General features: G+C 66.7%; 15 protein-coding genes. 9 read left to right on the top strand and 6 right to left on the bottom strand.

The window, feature by feature from the left end; all coding sequences use genetic code 11:
• Positions 1-54: 54 nt before the first annotated feature.
• Positions 55-2277 carry a sensor histidine kinase NtrY-like gene (locus AADZ90_RS10450; protein ID WP_367309938.1) on the top strand — a complete coding sequence of 741 codons (2223 nt, stop codon included), beginning with the start codon at positions 55-57 and terminating at the stop codon, positions 2275-2277.
• 8 nt (positions 2278-2285) lie between these two features.
• On the top strand, positions 2286-3680 hold the full coding sequence (gene ntrX, locus AADZ90_RS10445; RefSeq protein WP_367309937.1) for a nitrogen assimilation response regulator NtrX: 1395 nt from the start codon (positions 2286-2288) through the stop codon (positions 3678-3680).
• Here ntrX and AADZ90_RS10440 read toward each other — a convergent pair.
• Positions 3639-3803 carry a hypothetical protein gene (locus tag AADZ90_RS10440; RefSeq protein WP_411996994.1) on the bottom strand — a complete coding sequence of 55 codons (165 nt, stop codon included), beginning with the start codon at positions 3801-3803 and terminating at the stop codon, positions 3639-3641. The two genes, ntrX and AADZ90_RS10440, sit on opposite strands and share 42 nt — an antisense overlap.
• Here AADZ90_RS10440 and AADZ90_RS10435 point away from each other — a divergent pair.
• The 5 genes from AADZ90_RS10435 (at position 3774) to hflX (ending at position 9159) form a co-directional block, all read left to right on the top strand.
• Positions 3774-4535 (top strand): alpha/beta fold hydrolase, encoded by a 762-nt coding sequence (locus tag AADZ90_RS10435; RefSeq protein ID WP_411997023.1) that lies wholly within the window; start codon positions 3774-3776, stop codon positions 4533-4535. The genes AADZ90_RS10440 and AADZ90_RS10435 overlap by 30 nt on opposite strands.
• Before the next feature lie 54 nt (positions 4536-4589).
• Positions 4590-5966, top strand: coding sequence for a Trk system potassium transporter TrkA (gene trkA, locus AADZ90_RS10430; RefSeq protein ID WP_367309935.1), 1377 nt, complete (start codon positions 4590-4592; stop codon positions 5964-5966).
• 4 nt (positions 5967-5970) lie between these two features.
• The gene (locus tag AADZ90_RS10425; protein ID WP_367309934.1) at positions 5971-7491 is read left to right on the top strand and encodes a TrkH family potassium uptake protein; all 1521 of its coding nucleotides are present in this window, start codon (positions 5971-5973) and stop codon (positions 7489-7491) included.
• Between the two features lie 141 nt (positions 7492-7632).
• The gene (gene hfq / locus AADZ90_RS10420) at positions 7633-7866 is read left to right on the top strand and encodes an RNA chaperone Hfq (RefSeq protein ID WP_367309933.1); all 234 of its coding nucleotides are present in this window, start codon (positions 7633-7635) and stop codon (positions 7864-7866) included.
• A 27-nt stretch (positions 7867-7893) separates the two neighbouring features.
• Positions 7894-9159: a GTPase HflX gene (gene hflX, locus AADZ90_RS10415; protein ID WP_411997022.1), complete on the top strand. Its 1266-nt coding sequence runs from the start codon at positions 7894-7896 to the stop codon at positions 9157-9159.
• A gap of 117 nt (positions 9160-9276) precedes the next feature.
• On the opposite strand, the gene AADZ90_RS10410 is transcribed toward hflX, so the two are convergent.
• Together AADZ90_RS10410 and AADZ90_RS10405 are read right to left on the bottom strand one after the other, a co-directional pair.
• On the bottom strand, positions 9277-10047 hold the full coding sequence (locus AADZ90_RS10410; protein ID WP_367309931.1) for a GGDEF domain-containing protein: 771 nt from the start codon (positions 10045-10047) through the stop codon (positions 9277-9279).
• Positions 10048-10123: 76 nt separating this feature from the next.
• On the bottom strand, positions 10124-12583 hold the full coding sequence (locus AADZ90_RS10405) for a penicillin acylase family protein (RefSeq protein WP_367309930.1): 2460 nt from the start codon (positions 12581-12583) through the stop codon (positions 10124-10126).
• An 80-nt stretch (positions 12584-12663) separates the two neighbouring features.
• Between AADZ90_RS10405 and AADZ90_RS10400 the strand changes: the two genes are divergently transcribed.
• Both AADZ90_RS10400 and AADZ90_RS10395 read left to right on the top strand, forming a co-directional pair.
• On the top strand, positions 12664-13539 hold the full coding sequence (locus AADZ90_RS10400; RefSeq protein ID WP_367309929.1) for an NAD(P)-dependent oxidoreductase: 876 nt from the start codon (positions 12664-12666) through the stop codon (positions 13537-13539).
• On the top strand, positions 13536-14291 hold the full coding sequence (locus tag AADZ90_RS10395; protein ID WP_367309928.1) for a methyltransferase domain-containing protein: 756 nt from the start codon (positions 13536-13538) through the stop codon (positions 14289-14291). Before AADZ90_RS10400 ends, AADZ90_RS10395 begins: the two co-directional genes overlap by 4 nt.
• 320 nt (positions 14292-14611) lie before the next feature.
• Here the strand turns inward: AADZ90_RS10395 and AADZ90_RS10390 are convergent, their stop codons facing one another.
• The 3 genes from AADZ90_RS10390 to AADZ90_RS10380 are packed head-to-tail and all read right to left on the bottom strand — an operon-like array spanning position 14612 to position 17357.
• Positions 14612-15907, bottom strand: coding sequence for a branched-chain amino acid ABC transporter permease (locus tag AADZ90_RS10390; RefSeq protein ID WP_367309927.1), 1296 nt, complete (start codon positions 15905-15907; stop codon positions 14612-14614).
• Entirely contained in the window at positions 15904-16917 is a 1014-nt protein-coding gene (locus AADZ90_RS10385; RefSeq protein ID WP_367309926.1) for a branched-chain amino acid ABC transporter permease, read from the bottom strand. Before AADZ90_RS10385 ends, AADZ90_RS10390 begins: the two co-directional genes overlap by 4 nt.
• Positions 16914-17357, bottom strand: a complete 444-nt coding sequence (locus AADZ90_RS10380; RefSeq protein WP_367309925.1) for a hypothetical protein — start codon at positions 17355-17357, stop codon at positions 16914-16916. The genes AADZ90_RS10385 and AADZ90_RS10380 overlap by 4 nt, the downstream gene beginning before the upstream one ends.
• Between the last annotated feature and the right edge of the window lie 128 nt (positions 17358-17485).

Below are 17485 nucleotides of genomic sequence, written 5' to 3'. Positions count from 1 at the left end.
GACCCCGGAAACAAACGGGCGGACAGCGTGCAACGCTCTCTATCGGGCCTCTCCATGAGGCAGGTCAGCCAATTGCGGCGGAACCGCGGTGTGCAAACCGCGTTCACGCTGGGTCTTGTCCTGTTGGGGCCGGTTCTTGCGCTGGCGACCTTTACGGTGCTCAGCCCGCTCGATCAGGGCACATCCGACACCGCACTGCGGCTCGTCCTGCTGGCCGATCTCACCTATATCCTGGTGATCTTCGCGCTCGTCATGCAGCGCATGGCGCGGATCGTCGCCGCGCGCCGTGCCCGCTCTGCCGGGTCGCGCCTGCACCTGCGGCTGACCGGCGTCTTCGCCCTCATCGCCCTGATCCCCACAGTCCTCGTCGCGATCTTCGCGGTGCTCACGGTGAATTTCGGCCTCGAAGGCTGGTTTTCCGAACGGGTCAGCAATGCCATCGCCGCCTCCCGCGCCGCCGCGGTGGCTTACGAGGAGGAACAGCGCAGCGGCCTGGCCGAAGACGCCGCCGCCTTCGCGGGCGGCCTCAACACCGCGCGCCTGCGCTTCGGCCCGATGGATGACGGGCGGCTTCGGCAGGCCCTCGGCGAGATCCAGGAGCAGGTCCAGCGGGGCCTCAGCGAAGCCTTCGTCATCAACGCCGCCGGAGAGGTCCGCGCCCGCGGCGACGGCTCCTACCTCTTCTACTACGAACGCCCGACGCCCGCCCAATTCGAACGCGCGCGCACGGAAAACGGCCTTATCATCGAGGATTGGGACAACAACGAATTCCGTGCCCTTGTCCCCCTGCGCGGGTTCACCGACCACTATCTCTACGTCACGCGCGAGGTCGAAGGCAGCCTGCTGGAACTGCTGGACGAAACGCAGGAAATCGTCGCCCTCTACGATCAACTCGAAAGCGATCGCGGGCGGCTGCTACTCGATTTCGGCCTGCTCTATCTGGGCTTCGCGGGCCTCTTGATCCTTGCGGCCACGTGGCTGGGCCTCTGGTTCGCCGAACGCCTGTCGCGCCCGGTCGGGCGGCTCGCCAGCGCGGCCGAACGTGTGGGCGAAGGCAAACTCGACGTCCGCGTCCGGGAAGAGGAGGGCGATGACGAAATCGCCATGCTGGGCCGCCTCTTCAATCGCATGACGACCCAGCTCAAGGCCCAGCGGGCCGAGCTTCTGGCCAACACCGCCCAGATCGAACAGCGCCGCCGCCTCTTCGACAGCGTGCTCTCTTCCGTCACCTCCGGCGTTGTCGGCCTTGATCCGAAGGGACGCGTGACCTTTGCCAACCGCTCTGCCGAACGGCTTCTGGGCGTCAGCGAGGCGCAGGAGGCGATGATGCTCGCCAAGGCCGTCCCGGAATTCGCCGCCCTCTTCGATCAGGTCCGAAAACGCGGGACGGAGGTCGCCCAGGGCCAGGTCAAGCTGACCCGCGCCCGGATGCAGGAAACCCTTCTTGTCCGCATGGCCAAGCGCCGGTCGCAGGACGGCAAGCTGGAAGGCTACGTGGTCGCCTTCGATGACGTGACCGACCTCGTCTCGGCCCAGCGCATGGCCGCCTGGGGCGATGTGGCCCGCCGCATCGCGCACGAGATCAAGAACCCGCTCACCCCGATCCAGCTGTCCGCAGAACGCATCAAACGCAAGTTTCACGATGCGGTGGGCGAGGATGCGGACAAGCTTGACCAGATGACCGACGTGATCGTGCGCCAGACCAACGACCTGCGCCGGATCGTCGACGAATTCTCGAAATTCGCCCGGATGCCCGAACCCGACCGCGCGCCGACCGATCTGGTCACCCTGGTCCGCGACGCCGCCAGCCTGCAGGAGGCCGGCCAGCCGGATGTTGCCTTCACAATCGATCTGCCAGACGGCCCGATGACCCTCGATCTGGACGAGACGATGATCACCCAGGCGCTGACGAACCTTATCAAGAACGCCGGGGAAGCCATTGAAACGCTGCAGAAAAAAGGCGCACCCGACGGGCATTCTCCGGCTATCCGCATCACGCTCACGGACGCGCCCGATGCGGCCCTGCTGTGGATCGAGGATAACGGCATCGGCTTGCCCGCCGACCGCGCGCGGCTGTTCGAACCCTACGTGACGACCCGCGACGAGGGCACCGGCCTTGGCCTGCCGATCGTGCGCAAGATCATCGAAGAACATGGTGGGCAGCTGACGCTGCACGATGCCGACCCGTTCGGCGGCGCCATCCATCCCGGCGCGCGGGCAGAGATCCGGCTGCCCCGCGCCAACGCAATAGAAACAGAACAGAACAAAGAGATGTGAGGACGATTATGGGCGATATTCTGATCACCGACGATGAACGCGACATTCGCGAGCTGATCTCGGAAATCCTGATAGATGAAGGGTTTACGACCCGACTTGCCGGAACCTCGACCGAATGCATGGCCGAAATCGACAAGGCCCCGCCGGCCCTGATGATCCTCGATATCTGGCTGAAAGACAGCGACATGGACGGGATCGATATCCTGAAGGCGGTCAAGCGCGACCACCCCGGCATCCCGATCGTCATCATCTCGGGCCACGGCAATATCGAGATCGCGGTCGCCGCGATCAAGCAGGGTGCCTACGACTTCATCGAGAAGCCCTTCAACATCGACCAACTGCTTGTCGTCATCCGCCGCGCCATGGAAACCTCCCGCCTGCGCCGCGAGAATACCGAACTCAAGCGCGGCGAAAGCCAACCGGCCGAGATGCTGGGCGAAAGCGCGTCCTTCAAGGCGCTGAAAAGCCAACTCGACAAGGTGACCAAGTCGAACGGCCGCGTGATGCTGACCGGCCCCGCCGGGTCGGGCAAGGAGATCGCCGCCCGCTACATCCACGCCAACTCCCTGCGCGCGCAGGAACCTTTCGTCACCGTCAATTCCGCCTCCATCGAACCCGACCGCATGGAAGAGGTGCTGTTCGGCCGCGAGACCCCCGAACGCGGGGTCGAAAAGGGCCTGCTGGAAGAGGCCAATGGCGGCGTGATCTACTTTGACGAGGTCGCCGACATGCCCGCCGGCACCCAGTCCAAGATCCTGCGCGTCCTGGTCGAACAGCAGTTCCAGCGGGTCGGCGGCGGCGACAAGATCCGGGTTGACCTGCGGGTGATTTCCAGCACGAACAGGGACTTGCTGGCCGAAATAGACGCGGGCCGCTTCCGGCAAGAGCTCTATCACCGCCTCAACGTCGTGCCGATCCAGGTGCCCGCGCTGGAAGAACGCCGCGAGGATATCCCGCTGCTTGCCAGCCACTTCATCGAATGGTTCAATAAGCATCAGGGCCTGCCCCTGCGCCCCTTGGCCGAAGACGCCCGCGCGCTCTTGCAGACGATGGTCTGGCCCGGCAATGTCCGCCAGCTGCGCAACGTGATCGAACGCGTCCTGATCCTCGGCGACAACAGTGGAGAGATCGCGGCCAAGGACCTCCCCGCGACCGAGGAGGCCAAGCCCGAGGAAGACCGCGTCGTCCTCTCCGGCAGCCTTGCCACCCTGCCGCTGCGCGAGGCGCGCGAGCTCTTTGAACGGGAATACCTGCTGACCCAGATCAACCGCTTCGGCGGGAACATCTCGCGCACCGCGTCGTTCGTCGGCATGGAACGCTCCGCCCTGCACCGCAAGCTCAAGTCGCTCGGCGTCGTCACCTCAAACAAATCCGGCGCCCGCGTCGCCCATATCGAGGGCTAGTCGCTGCCCTTCATCGACCATTTCGTCACGGTCGAGGGCCGCAAGGTCGGCTATGTCGACGAAGGGCAGGGAGGGCAGGGAGGGCCACCGCTCATCCTCCTCCATGGCGGCGGCTTCGACCATGCGGAACTGACCTGGCGCCTGGCCATCCCCGAACTGGCGCAGAACCGCCGCATCATCGCACCCGACATGCCGGGCTACGGCGAAAGCGACAGCTTCGGGCGCGCCCATGACCTGGATGACCTGACCGCCTGGCTGATCGCTTTCCTCGATGCGACAGGTATCGTCCAGGCCGATATCGCCGGCGTCTCCATGGGCGGCGGCATCGCTTTGAACGCGGGGCTTATGGCGCCGACCCGCGTCCGCCGCCTGATCCCGGTCGGCGCCTACGGCCTGATGCCCCGCGCGCCGTTCCACCCGCTGGCCTGGGCGTTGGCCCGCTCCCCCGCCGCGGGCCTGGTCTACCGCGCCGCCGCGGCGAGCGAGACGCTGACCCGCATCGGCCTCGGCGCGGCCTATGCTGACCCGTCCCGCGTCGATCCCGAAACCGTGGCGCTCGTCCGCGACGTCGCCCGCGATCAGGCGGACCGGCGCAGTTTCGACGCCTTCCTCGCCCGCGAACTCACCGTGAAGGGCCTGCAAAGCGATCTCTCGCCCCGCCTGCATAAGATCCCGCACCGCACGCTCCTCATCCAGGGCACCAAGGACCGCCTCGTCCCCGTCCGCCACGCCCGCAACGCCGTCCGCAAACTGCCGAATGCCGAACTCTACCTCATGGAAACCGGCCACTGGCCGATGCGCGAACGCCCCAAGGAATTCACGACCCGCCTCAAAGCCTTCCTTGACGCCGATTGACCCCACCCGCCCCCTCTGGCACCACGGGCCGACGGGGATGCATCGGACGGACGCATGAAAGTCATCATCTGCGGCGCGGGCCAGGTCGGCTGGCAGATCGCCCGCCATCTCGCCAGCGAACAGAACGACGTGACGGTGGTGGATAACAACGCCGAACTCGTCCGCCGCGCCACCGACACGCTCGACGTGCAAGGCATCGCGGGTTTCGCCAGCTATCCCGATATCCTCGACAGGGCAGGGGCCCGCGACGCTGACATGGTGATCGCCGCCACCCATTCCGACGAGGTCAACATGGTGACCTGCCAGGTCGCCCATTCGGTCTTCGCCGTGCCGCGCAAGATCGCCCGGCTCAGGGCGCAATCCTACCTCACCGCGATCTATTCCGACCTCTACCGCCGCGATCACATGCCGATCGACGTTGTGATCTCGCCGGAAAAAGAGGTGGCCGAGGCCGCCTTGCAACGCCTTGCCGCGCCCGCCGCCTTCGACACCGAAAGCTTCCTCGACGGCAAGGCGACGCTTCTCGGCATCACGATCGATCCCGACTGCCCCGTCATCAACACGCCCCTGCGCCAGCTGACCGATCTGTTCTCGACGCTGAAGGCCGTCGTCGTGGGCCTGCGCCGCAACGGCCGCCTCTTCGCGCCGGATTCCGGCGACCAGATCTTCGTCGACGACGATTGCTACATCATGGCCGATACGAACGATATCGCCCGCGCGCTTGAGATCTTCGGCAAAACGCAGCGCAAGCAGGAACGGATCGTGATCGTGGGCGGCGGCAATGTGGGCCTCGCCGTGGCCCAGGCGCTCGAGGCGCGCACGGTTCGCGTCCGAGCCAAGGTGATCGAGAAATCCCGCCTCTGCGCCGAACGGGCCGCCGATGCGCTGGAACGCACGATCGTCCTGAACGGCGACGGGCTCGACGTGGCGCTGCTGCAAGAGGCGAACATCGCGCGTGCGGATGCCGTCCTCTGCGTCACCGATGACGACAAGACGAACCTGCTGTCCGCCGTCCGCGCCAAGGGCCTCGGCTGCCCGATGACCATCGCGCTGATCAACGACCCGACGCTGATCCCGCTCATGGGCCAGCTTGAAATCGACGCCTATATCAACCCGCGCGCCACCACCGTCAGCTCCATCCTGCGCCATATCCGCCACGGCCGCGTGCGCGAGGTCTATTCCATCGGCGATGCCGAGGCCGAGGTGCTCGAGGCGCAGGTCCTGTCGACCTCGCCCATCGCGGGCCAGCGCCTGCGCGATATCGACTTCCCCGAAGGCGTGCTTGTCGGCGCCGTGATGAAAGGCGGCAAATACGTCAAGCCGACCGGATCGCTCCGCATCGAAGACGGCGACGTGATCGTGATCTTCGCCATCGCCGCAGACGTGCCAGAGGTCGAACGCCTACTCCAGGTCTCGATCGACTTCTTCTAGGCGCATGTCCCGCATCCTGCGCCTGCCGTTCTTTGTCCTCCTGATGGGGATTGCGGCCATCGCCATGATCGCCCCCGCGCTTCTGGCCTATGGCCAGCGCGACTACGACACCTCGCGCACGTTCCTCTATGCGGCGATCCTCTTGGGCCTGCTGACCTCGACCATCGGCATCGCGATGTCGAACTACTCCCCGCCCAACGTCGCCCGCTCGCAGCTCCTGTCGCTCGTCGCAGCCTTCGTGGCGCTGCCCCTCCTGCTCGCCGTGCCGTTCTACGAGGCGCTCGGCACCACGCGCTTCATCAACGCCTGGTTCGAGATGGTGTCGTCCATCACCACCACCGGGGCGACGCTCTACGACGCGCCCGGCCGCCTGCCCGACGCGCTCCACCTCTGGCGGGCGCTTGTCGGCTGGCTGGGCGGCTTCCTGATCTGGACGACGGCGGTCGCCATCTTCGCGCCGATGAATCTCGGCGGGTTCGAGATCCGCGCAAAGGCCGAAGTCGGCGAAGGGGCGCGCCGTTTCGACCAGATCACCCGCATCGCCGACCCTTCGGAACGGCTGACCCGCTACGCCCTGCGCCTCGCGCCGATCTATGGCGGGCTGACGCTCATCCTCTGGATCGCGCTTTTGCTGGCGGGGGAAACCGCGCTGACGGCGCTCTGCCACGCGATGTCGACGCTTTCCACCTCCGGTATCTCGCCCGAAGGCAGCCTGACCCGGGCCGATAGTGGCTTTCTGGGCGAGCTTGCGATCTTCGCCTTCCTGTTCTTCGCGCTCTCGCGCCTCACCTTCAGCCGCGGCCTCCTGGGCAGCGAGGATCAGACGCCGCTCCTGCGCGACCCCGAATTCCGCCTCGGCCTCGCCTTCGTGATCTTCCTGCCGCTCGCGCTGTTCCTGCGGCACTGGCTCGGCGCGATCGAGATCGTGGCGGGGGCCGAGCTTGCCGATGGCCTCCGCGCCCTCTGGGGGGCCGTCTTCACCGTCCTGTCCTTCCTGACGACGACGGGATTCGAAAGCCAGTACTGGGAAAGCGCCCGCTTCTGGTCGGGGCTCGAGACGCCCGGCCTCCTCCTCATCGGGCTGTCCCTCATCGGGGGCGGCGTCGCCACGACCGCAGGCGGCGTCAAGCTCCTGCGCGTCTTCGCCCTCCTGCGCCACGGACGGCGCGAGATGGAGCGGCTGATCCACCCCTCCTCGATCGGCGGCGCCGGGTCGGACGACCGGCGCATCCGCCGCCAGGGCGCCTTCATCGCCTGGATCTTCTTCATGCTCTTCGCGCTTTCCGTCGCGGGCGTCATGGTCGCCCTCTCCCTCTTCGGGGTGCAGTTCGAAACGGCGATGGTGCTGACCGTCTCGGCGCTCTCCACCACCGGCCCGCTTGCGGCCGTCGCCGGCGAGGTGCCGATCTCCTACGCCGGCATTCCGGATCCCGCAAAGGTGGTGCTGGCGGCCGCGATGGTCCTCGGCCGGCTCGAAACCCTGGCGATCATTGCACTCCTCAATCCGGATTTCTGGCGCGCCTGAACCACACCTTTCAGGAACGCTCTCCCGCTGGTTTTTTGCGCTGGCATCTCCGCAACCCCCGCGACATAGTGGCCTCGATCTGCCGCTGGCCCAACGTGGCCCACAAAAGCAAAAGACTGAATAAACGGGGGTTTTTCAGACATGGCGAGTGACAAGCAAAACTTGCAGGACGCCTTCCTCAACCACGTCCGCAAGACCAAAGTGCCGGTCACAATTTTCCTGATCAATGGCGTCAAGCTGCAGGGCGTCATCACGTGGTTCGACAATTTCTGCGTGCTTCTGCGCCGCGACGGGCAGTCGCAGCTGGTCTACAAGCATGCGATTTCCACGATCATGCCGGCGCAGCCGATCAACCTCTATGACGGGGAAGAATAGGCTCTGCCTGCCGAGTTTCAGGATCAGCTGGAGCGTCCGACCCGCGCCTGGGTGCTGCACCCCGATATCAGAGGCGACGACCGCCGCCGCGCGCCGGAACCGGCCTTGGAAGAGGCCACAGCACTCGCCGCCGCTTTGCCGGGCCTCGCGATCCTCGGCAGCGAGGTCGTGCGCCTGCCGCGGCCCCATCCGGGCCTGCTCTTCGGGACCGGCAAGATCGAGGAGCTGGGCGCGGTCTTCGCCGCCGAAGAGGTTGAGCTTGTCCTGATCGACGGCCCCGTCACGCCCGTCCAGCAGCGCAACCTCGAACGGGAATGGAAGCTCAAGATCCTCGACCGGACCGGGCTGATCCTCGAGATCTTCTCGGATCGCGCCCGCACCCGCGAGGGCGTGCTGCAGGTCGAGATGGCCGCGCTGTCCTACCAGCGCACGCGCCTGGTGCGCGCCTGGACCCACCTCGAACGCCAGCGCGGCGGGCTCGGCTTCGTCGGCGGCCCCGGCGAGACCCAGATCGAGGCTGACAGGCGGGCTATCGACGAACAGCTCGTCCGCCTGCGCCGCCAGCTCGCGAAGGTCGAAAAGACCCGTGCCCTCCACCGCGCCGCCCGCGCCAAGGTGCCGTTCCCCATCGTGGCGCTTGTCGGCTACACCAACGCGGGCAAGTCGACCCTCTTCAACCGCCTCACGGGGGCAGAGGTCATGGCGAAAGACATGCTCTTCGCCACGCTCGATCCCACCATGCGCCGGGTCGATCTGCCAACCAGCGACGAGGTGATTCTGTCCGACACGGTGGGCTTCGTCTCGGACCTGCCGACCGAGCTTGTCGCCGCCTTCCGCGCCACCCTGGAAGAGGTCACCGCCGCCGACCTCATCCTCCATGTCCGCGATGTTTCGCATCCCGAAACGGAAGGGCAGGCGGCAGAAGTCCGCACGATCCTCGCCAGCCTCGGCGTCGGCCCCGAGACGCCCCAGATCGAAGTCTGGAACAAGATCGACCGGCTCGATGCCGAGGCCCGCGCGATCTGGCAGGCCCGCGCTGCCCGCGCCGAGCCGCACGTCGCGATGCTCTCTGCCGTATCGGGGGATGGTCTGGATGCCTTCCTCACCCAGCTCTCTCAGGCGCTCCGCGGCCCCGAGAGCGACGAGACGATCCATCTCGCCTATCCAGAAGGGCGCGCGCTGGCCTGGCTGCACAACGAAGGCGTCGTGCGCGCCGAACGGACGGGCGAGACCGGTTGGGATGTCGATGTGCGTTGGACCGCCCGGCAAAAGGCCCGCTTCGACGCTCTCTGACTGTACCGCCGGCGCCATATCGGCCAGCCATGCCGCAAGTGCCCGAAAATCCTTGTCGGAAATGACGCACCGGCCCGTTAGCAGCGGATGGCGTCCGGCCGACAAAAGCCCGCCCGGCTAGGCGAACTGCGCCTGTCGCGGTCGCTCGATCGGCAGGCCGCCATCGCCCATCTGCGGTTCCCACATGATCATCCGCGCCCGTCCAAGGGCCTTCGCCCGGTAAAGGGCCATATCCGCCAGATGCATCAGGTGGTCGAGCGTGTGGGCAAAGCGTTGCTCCACTCCGCCGACGGACATCGTCATGCGGATCGGCTCGTCCGCGCCGAGATCGACGACGATCGCGGTGCTCAACCGGTCGCCGATCGCCTCTGCCTCCTCGATGGAGATCTCGGACATGAAGACGGCGAATTCCTCTCCGCCGATCCGGCCGATCAGGTCGGCCTGCCGCAGGATGGCGCGCATCCGCTCCGCCGCCGCCTGCAGGCACAGATCGCCGACCGCATGGCCATAGGTATCGTTGATCGCTTTGAAGTGATCGGCATCGACAATGAAAAGCACACCGTCCTTGCCCTTCATCCAGCTCTGCCGCGCCTCGGCAAAGAAGGCCCGCCGGTTGGGCAGCCCGGTCAGAACGTCGGTCGCCGCAAGATCCGCCAGTTTGTGCTGCAGACGCTCCAGATGGGTCACCACCCAGAAGACGAGGACTATGAACGGCAGAGAGGCCGCGAGCGTCAGCAGCGTCCGCCACCAGAACGGCATGGCAAGCTGGCCGTATAGCACCAGCTCCATGCTCAGCGCGGTGCCGTTGATCACGGAGAAAAAGACCAGCCCCTTCAACACCGCATCCAGCGGATTTCGCACGGCCATCATCCGGATCAGAAAACGCAACGGGGCACCTTTCACTCGCTGCGCAAAGTCTAGGCCTTAAACCCTTTCGATTTCCTTAACGCCGACGCCTGAAAGTCTAACGAGGCAGCAATTGCGTGATGCCCACGGCCCCCGCCCGGGCCAGATCGGGATCAAGCGACATGGGGATGTATTCGCCCCGCCGCCACAGCTCGCCCAGGTCGTCGTAATGCCGCGACAGGGGATGGCCGGACTGCCCGGTCGAGATCACGAAGACCGAGCTGTCGGGATCGGCAAAGTCATAGACACCGCGAAACCCGGCGCCATGCACATTCCGGAACGGATTGTCGCCCGTTCCTGCCGTTCGCCCGCGCAGCAACGTGTTGTCCCCGCCGGACGTGCTTTGCCGGATGTTCACGAACCAGCGCAGCACCGGCGCCTCGCCGAGGACCGGATGGTCATGCGTTGCCTCATGCGCATCCCCCCAGCGGAGCGATTCCAGCTCCGCCCCCCACCGCTCGCCGATCCAAAGAAGCGCATCGTCCAGCGCCAGGCGCGCGATCTCGGCGCAGGTTTCCTCCCGCGCAGACTGGATCACGTCGCACCAGATGCCCGCACCGTCGACATCGCGGAACACCCGCTCGATGAAGACCGGCTGGACATGGGTGTAATCCCGCGCCAGCGGCCCCAGCTCGTCGCGGATCAGCCTGTCCTGCAAGGCGCGCAACCAGGCGGCATAGATCAGGGGCTCCGGCAGGTGCTCGTTCATCTCGCCATTCCAGTCGCCCAGCAGGTCCAGCGCCCGCTGCCGCAACCGCTCCGGCGTGCCGTCGGGCGCCGCCTGACCGGTGAACCACAGATCGGCCCCGATCAGCGGCAGCAGCGACCGGGCCGTGAAGCTGACGGTGTCAAGCTGCGCTTCGATGAAGCTTTCGCGGGTATGCACCTCGCGCGCCTGCATCAGCCGCTGCCAGCGATTGACCCGCTGGGTATCGCCGTAGGCAAAGCTCACATGGTTCGGAAACGGCCGCTCGACCATCTTGTTGTTGGTATTGCCAAGGATGCCATTCTCGGGGTCGATGAATTGCGGGTTCCTGACGTAGTCGAGCACCCCGCGCCACCGGTTCTGCTCCAGCCACCCGCGCGACGGGATGCGCCCCTGGCTCTGGTGCCGGGGCGACCGGTCCGGCATCGCGCCGATCGTCTTGATCGCGATGCTGCCCGCATCGGCCAGCGTCAGGTTCTGCGACGGTGCGATATAGAGCGCGCTCGCCTCGATCCCCTGCTCGACGCTCTTGGCCTCCATCAGACGCCGTGCGGCGGTGAGTGACGTGTCGTCAGGCGACAGCGCCGTCCAGGCGAGCGAGGTGACATGCCCCGGCGGCGTGATCAGCCCCAGATCGTAATGCTCGCCCGGCAGGACCGGGCCGTTTTCCGTCCAGCGCAGCTTCAGCGTGACCGCGGGCGCATCGCGGACCTGTACGATGCTGTCCCGGGTTCGAAACGGCTGGAACCCGTCCAAGCCCCTGTATTCGTTCGGGTTCTCGGGATTGAGCTGTTCGATATAGACGTCCTGATCATCCAGATAGCTCGAGGTCAGCCCCCAGCCCAGCTCCGCGCTGCGGCCCGACATGATGACCGGCACGCCGGGGATCGTTCCCCCGATCACACCACCCGAGCCCAGCTCCAGCCGGGCCAGATACCAGATCGACGGGGCCGTGAGCTGCAGATGCGGATCATTGGCCAGCAGCGTCGAGCCGGCCGCCGACCGTGCCGGTGCCGCGGTCCAGGCATTCGATGCGCCTGCCAATTCCCGCGGCCGGGCAGGGGAGAGAGGATCGGGTACGCCACGCCCGCTCTCCGCAAAGCGCGGCAGGCCGTCCATCCACTCCGCGCGTCGTCCCGGTGCCGCGATCCCGTCGCCCGGCGCCTCGGGCAAGAGGTCGCGCAGCCGCTCCGGCTCCAGCACCAGCTGGGTGCGGGCCCGGATCACCTCGTGCTCCAGATGGCTCGACAGCTGCAGCGCCATCAGCTTGACCACGGCGATCGAATCCGCTTCCTGCCAGGGGGCGATCGCGTGGTTGAACAGCCACATCTCGGGCGCCCCGCGGCCCCGCGCGCCGTCGTTCACCTCGGCGATCCAGGCATTGACCCCCGCCGCATAGGCGCGCAGCATCGCCCGTGTGGCCGCGTCCTGATCCTCGACCGACGCGACCGACAGGCGATAGAGATCCAGCCGCCTGAGCAGCGTGTCGATCTCCAGCGTCCGCTCCCCGAAGAGCTCGCTCAACCGCCCCTGCGCCGTGCGCCGCAGCATCGTCATCTGCCACAGCCGGTCCTGGGCGTGCGCGAAGCCGAGCGCGAAATAGACATCCGCATCGCTCGCCCCGAAGATATGCGGTACGTTGGCATTGTCCCGCACGATCTCGACCGGGGCGGCCAGCCCCTCCGCCCGGAGCGTCGCCTCGTAATCCGGCAGCGATCGCGAGGCGAACCAGTAGGCCAGGCCGAACCCAGCCACGGCCAGCAGGATCACACCCGTCACGATCCGGATCAGCCAGCGGAACAGGGTAAGCATCGAGCGAAGACCTTCGGTTGACGGGGCCGGGCATGCGGCTAGGGTCGCTTCTAATTTTTGCCGCAGGGAGGAGCAACCGCATGGCACGGATCGCGTTTCTGGGACTTGGCGTCATGGGCGTCCCGATGGCGGGCCACCTCGCAGCGGCGGGCCACGAGGTAACCGTCTACAACCGCACGGCCTCCAAGGCCGAGGCCTGGACCGGCGAACACAAGGGCTCTGCCGCCCGCACCCCGGCCGAGGCAGCCGAGGGCAAGGATTTCGTCATGGCCTGCGTCGGCAACGACGACGACCTGCGCGCAGTCTGCCTGGGCGAGGACGGCGCGTTCGGCGCGATGCCGTCGGGGTCGGTCTTCGTCGATCACACCACCGTTTCCGCCGCCGTGACGCGGGAGCTGTACGCCGAGGCCGACACCCGCCAGATCAGCTTCGTCGACGCGCCGATCTCGGGCGGGCAGGCGGGGGCCGAAAACGGCCAGCTCTCGATCATGTGCGGCGGTGACCAGGGCGCCTATGACCGGGCCGAACCCGTCATGGCCGCCTACGCCAAGATCTGCCGTCGGATCGGCGACAGCGGCGCGGGCCAAGTGACCAAGATGTGCAACCAGATCGCCATCGCGGGGCTGGTCCAGGCGCTCTCCGAGGCGCTGCATTTCTGTGAGAAGGCCGGCCTCGACGGCCGCGCGGTGGTCGAGGTGATCAGCCAGGGCGCCGCGGGATCGTGGCAGATGGCGAACCGGCACGAGACGATGCTGGACGGGGAGTTCGATCACGGCTTCGCCGTCGACTGGATGCGCAAGGATCTGGGGATCTGCCTCAAGACCGCCGACGAGGTCGGGGCGTCGCTTCCGATCACCGCGTTGATCGATCAGTTCTACAAGGACGTCCAGCGGATGGGCGGCAGCCGCTGGGACACATCCTCCCTCATCGAGCGCTTGCGGAAGACCGACCCATGACCGAGGCGCCCGCCGCAGGCCAGGTCTGGTCCGCCCGCGACTATGCCGAGAACGCCGATTTCGTGCCAGCGCTCGGGGCCGATGTCCTGGCGCTCCTTGACCCCCAGCCCGGAGAGAGGATCCTCGACGTCGGCTGCGGCAACGGCACCCTAACCGCGCGGCTGGTGGAAAGCGGCGCGACGGTCACCGGCCTGGAACCCGACCCCGACCTCGCCGCCGCCACCCGTGCGCGCAGCATCCAGGTGCTGAGCCAGGACGCCCACGAGCCCTTCGGCGAGGCCACCTACGACGCGGTCTTCTCCAACGCCGCCCTCCACTGGATGCGAAACCCCGAAAGGGTCATCGCCAACGCTCACCGCGCCCTCCGTCCCGGCGGCCGTTTCGTGGCGGAGCAGGGGGGCTTCGGCAACGTCGCGTCGATCTCCGTAGCGATCTCAGCCGCTTTGGAAGCTCGCGATCTTCCAATCGCGGAGCCCTGGGACTTCCCGTCCCCCATGCTCCAGCGCAAGCGCCTCGAAGCAGCGGGGTTCACCGTCGTTTCGGTCGATCTCATCCCGCGCCCCACGCCGCTGCCCACAGGCATGGAGGGCTGGCTCAAGACCTTTGCCGGACCGTTTGTGGGATCCCTCGACCCCGCGCTCGCGGATGACGTGCTGGCAGACACAACCCGCCGCCTTGCCCCTCTCCACGACCCCGAAGAGGGCTGGGTCGCCGACTACGTCCGCCTCCGCTTCCACGCGATCCGCCCATGATCGGCTGTCACTAAGCGGAGCGGCTTCGCCGCACATCATTTTTGCCGCCAAGCCCAACCGGCAGCGCCCTCAAGTCAGCCCCGCCCAAACATAAAACTCCGGAAAGTGAGTATTTTTGGCAAGATGAGGATCATTCACCAATGATTAAGGTTACCGCGCCATGCTGTAGGCGCGGTACAGGCTGGAGAGCCGATGACCGTGCAAGGTGAGGATTGGGCAAGGTCCTGATTCTCCGGGGCAAGGTGAGTGATCCTCATCTTGCCCCAAATACTCTCGCCGAAGGCTCCTCAGGTCTCAACTCTTACCAACAGCCGATCCAGTCAACGCTCCGGGATCAGCCCGCGCGGCGCGAACCGCAGCACCAGGATCAGGATCAGCCCCATCGTCAGGTACCGCATATGCGGCGCCCCGGCGAGCAGACGCTCCTGCAGCAAGGATCCGTCGGGCAGCGGCGCCGAGATCGCGCTCAGCAGCCACGCGCCGATCGGCTCCACCTCGACCCAGAGCCACCAGATCAGGAACCCGCCCAGAACGGCGCCGAAATTGTTCCCCGACCCGCCGACGATCACCATCACCCAGATCAGGAAGGTGAAGCGCAGCGGCTGGTAGGTCCCCGGCGTCAGCTGCCCGTCGAGCGTCGTCATCATCGCGCCGGCCAGCCCGCAGACCGCCGAGCCCAGGATGAAGATCTGCAGGTGCCGGCCCTTCACGTCCTTGCCCATCGCCTCGGCCGCGACCTCGTTGTCGCGGATCGCCCGCATCATCCGGCCCCAGGGCGCGTTCAGCGCGGCCTGGGCCAGCCAGAGTAGCGCGATCAGAACCACCGCGAAAAGCCCCGTATAGGCGATCTTCACCCAGAGCGAGGAGGCCACCACCGGGTCGAGCCCCAGCCCCTCGGCCCGGGCGACGAAGGCCGGATCCGCCTGCAGGTCGATCTCGTAGGGCACGGGCCGCGGGATGCCGATCACGTTCTTGACGCCGCGGCTCAGCCAATCCTCGTTCTTCAGGACGGCGATGATGATCTCGGCGATCCCCAGCGTGGCGATCGCCAGGTAATCCGCCCGCAGGCCCAGGGCCGTCTTGCCGATGATCCAGGCCGCCCCCGCGGCCAGCAGACCGCCCGCGGGCCAGGCGAGGATCACCGGCAGGCCCAGCCCGCCCAGATAGCCTGTCCCGGCGGGGTTCACCGCCTCGACCGCCGCCATGCCGCCGGGCATCACCTGGCGGTAGATCACGAAGCCCGCGACGACGACGCCCACCGTGCCCCAAAGGTGCCAGCGTCGCGGCAACCGGTTCCAGGCCAGAACCGCCGCCACGATCGTCGCGGCCCCGAGCGCAAGCCCGATCAGCACCTGCCGCCCGCCGGCCGCCCAGGCCTCTGTCGTCGGTGGCATCGCGACCAGCACGGCCGCCAGACCGCCCAGGGCCACGAACCCCATCACGCCGATATTGAAGAGCCCCGCAATTCCCCATTGCAGGTTCACGCCCAGCGCCATGATCGCCGAGACCAACCCCATGTTCAGGATCGTCAGCGCCGTGTTCCAGCCCTGCAGGATCCCGGTCCCGGCCAACAGGACCGCCACTAGCAGGAACAGAGCCCCATCCCGCGTGGTCATGCCGATTGCCCTTTCATCAGACCGGTCGGCTTGATCAGCAGCACCACGATCAGGATCACGAAGCTCACCGCGAACTTGTAATCCGTCGACAGCAGCTGGACGAGGCCGTCGGGCTCCAGGCTCTCCGGCATCAAGTACCCCAGCACCTTCTTCAGCGGATAGGTGATCGTGACCTCGGCGAAGGCGATGACGAAGCCGCCCAGGATCGCCCCCACCGGATTGCCCAGCCCGCCCACGATGGCGGCGGCAAAGATCGGAAGCAGCAGCTGGAAATAGGTGAACGGTTTGAACGACTTGTCGAGGCCGTAAAGCACCCCCGCCGTCGTCGCCAAAGCCGCCACGATCAGCCAGGTCACCAGCACCACCCGCTCGGGATTGATGCCGGACAGCAGCGCCAGATCCTCGTTGTCCGAGTAGGCCCGCATCGACTTGCCCGTCCGCGTCCGGTTCAGGAACCAGAACAGCAGGGCCACGCAGATCGCCGCCACGACCAGCGTCAGGACCTGCGTCGTCTTGATCGCCAAGCCCTCGCTCAGCCCCGTCGCGTCGCGGAACTCGCGGGCGCGGATGATGAACCGCTCCCCGTCCGCGAACCGCTGGTCGTCCACCCCGATGATGAATCGCACCAGCGCGTTCATCACGAAGGTCACGCCCAGCGACACGATCACGAACATCGTCGGCGGCGAGCCCACCTTGCGGTGAAACCGGTAGACCCACCGATCGGTCAACAAGAGCAACCCCGCCGTCGCCAAGATCCCCAGCGGTAACGCGATCAGAGCCGTCGGCAACGGCCCCGCCGTCACCCCCGCCGCCTGCAGCCCCCACGTCCCCAGGATCGTGATCATCGCCCCGAAGGCCATGGTGTCCCCATGCGCGAAGTTCGAAAACCGCAGGATCCCGTAGATCAGCGTCACCCCAAGCGCGCCGAGCGCCAGTTGCGCCCCATAGGCCGTCGCCGGGATGACGACGAAGTTCGCCAAGACCACAAGGGCGTTGAGAAAGTCCGTCACTCCAATGCCTCGCAAAATCCCATGTAATTCACCATCTGCGGCCCCTCCGTCAGATGCAGCGCCAACCGCGCAGCGCCGTTCTCCGCCAGCGTCAGCAGATAGATCCCGCCATCCCCTTCACCCGCAACCGTGGCCGAGCCATCGTCCCGCCGCGTCGCCCCCGCGCGCACCGTCTGATCGGGCATCACCAGCCGCGCCGTGTTCATCCCGCGTCCGGACATCAGGACATAGGCCTGCCAATCGGCCTCCGCGCAGGCTTCGGTCTCATAGCATTCCATGACGAAGGTGCAGCGCAGCGCTCCGCCAGCGATGTGATCGGCGAGGTTCTCATGGGCGAGGGCAGGGGCGGCAAAGCACGCCATAAGCACCGGTACTCCCCATCCGCCGAAGACTTGGCGCAACGCCGCCCACACGCCCCGCCCGGCGGAAACGCCGGGCATCGCCCGACCTCCCCCCGGAGGGCGATTTTGCGAAGTCTCAATCAGCAGAATGCTTGGGCTCTTGGAGATGGCGGACAAAGCAGAACCGTTGCGACGCCCTCCAGGTCGGGCGATCCCCTCGGCACTCA

It is taken from the genome of Aestuariibius violaceus, from assembly GCF_040779325.2.
Taxonomy (GTDB): Bacteria; Pseudomonadota; Alphaproteobacteria; order Rhodobacterales; family Rhodobacteraceae; genus Aestuariibius; species Aestuariibius violaceus.
The sequence above is the reverse complement of the archived record's forward strand: the minus strand, read 5'-3'. Positions and strand labels throughout refer to the sequence as shown.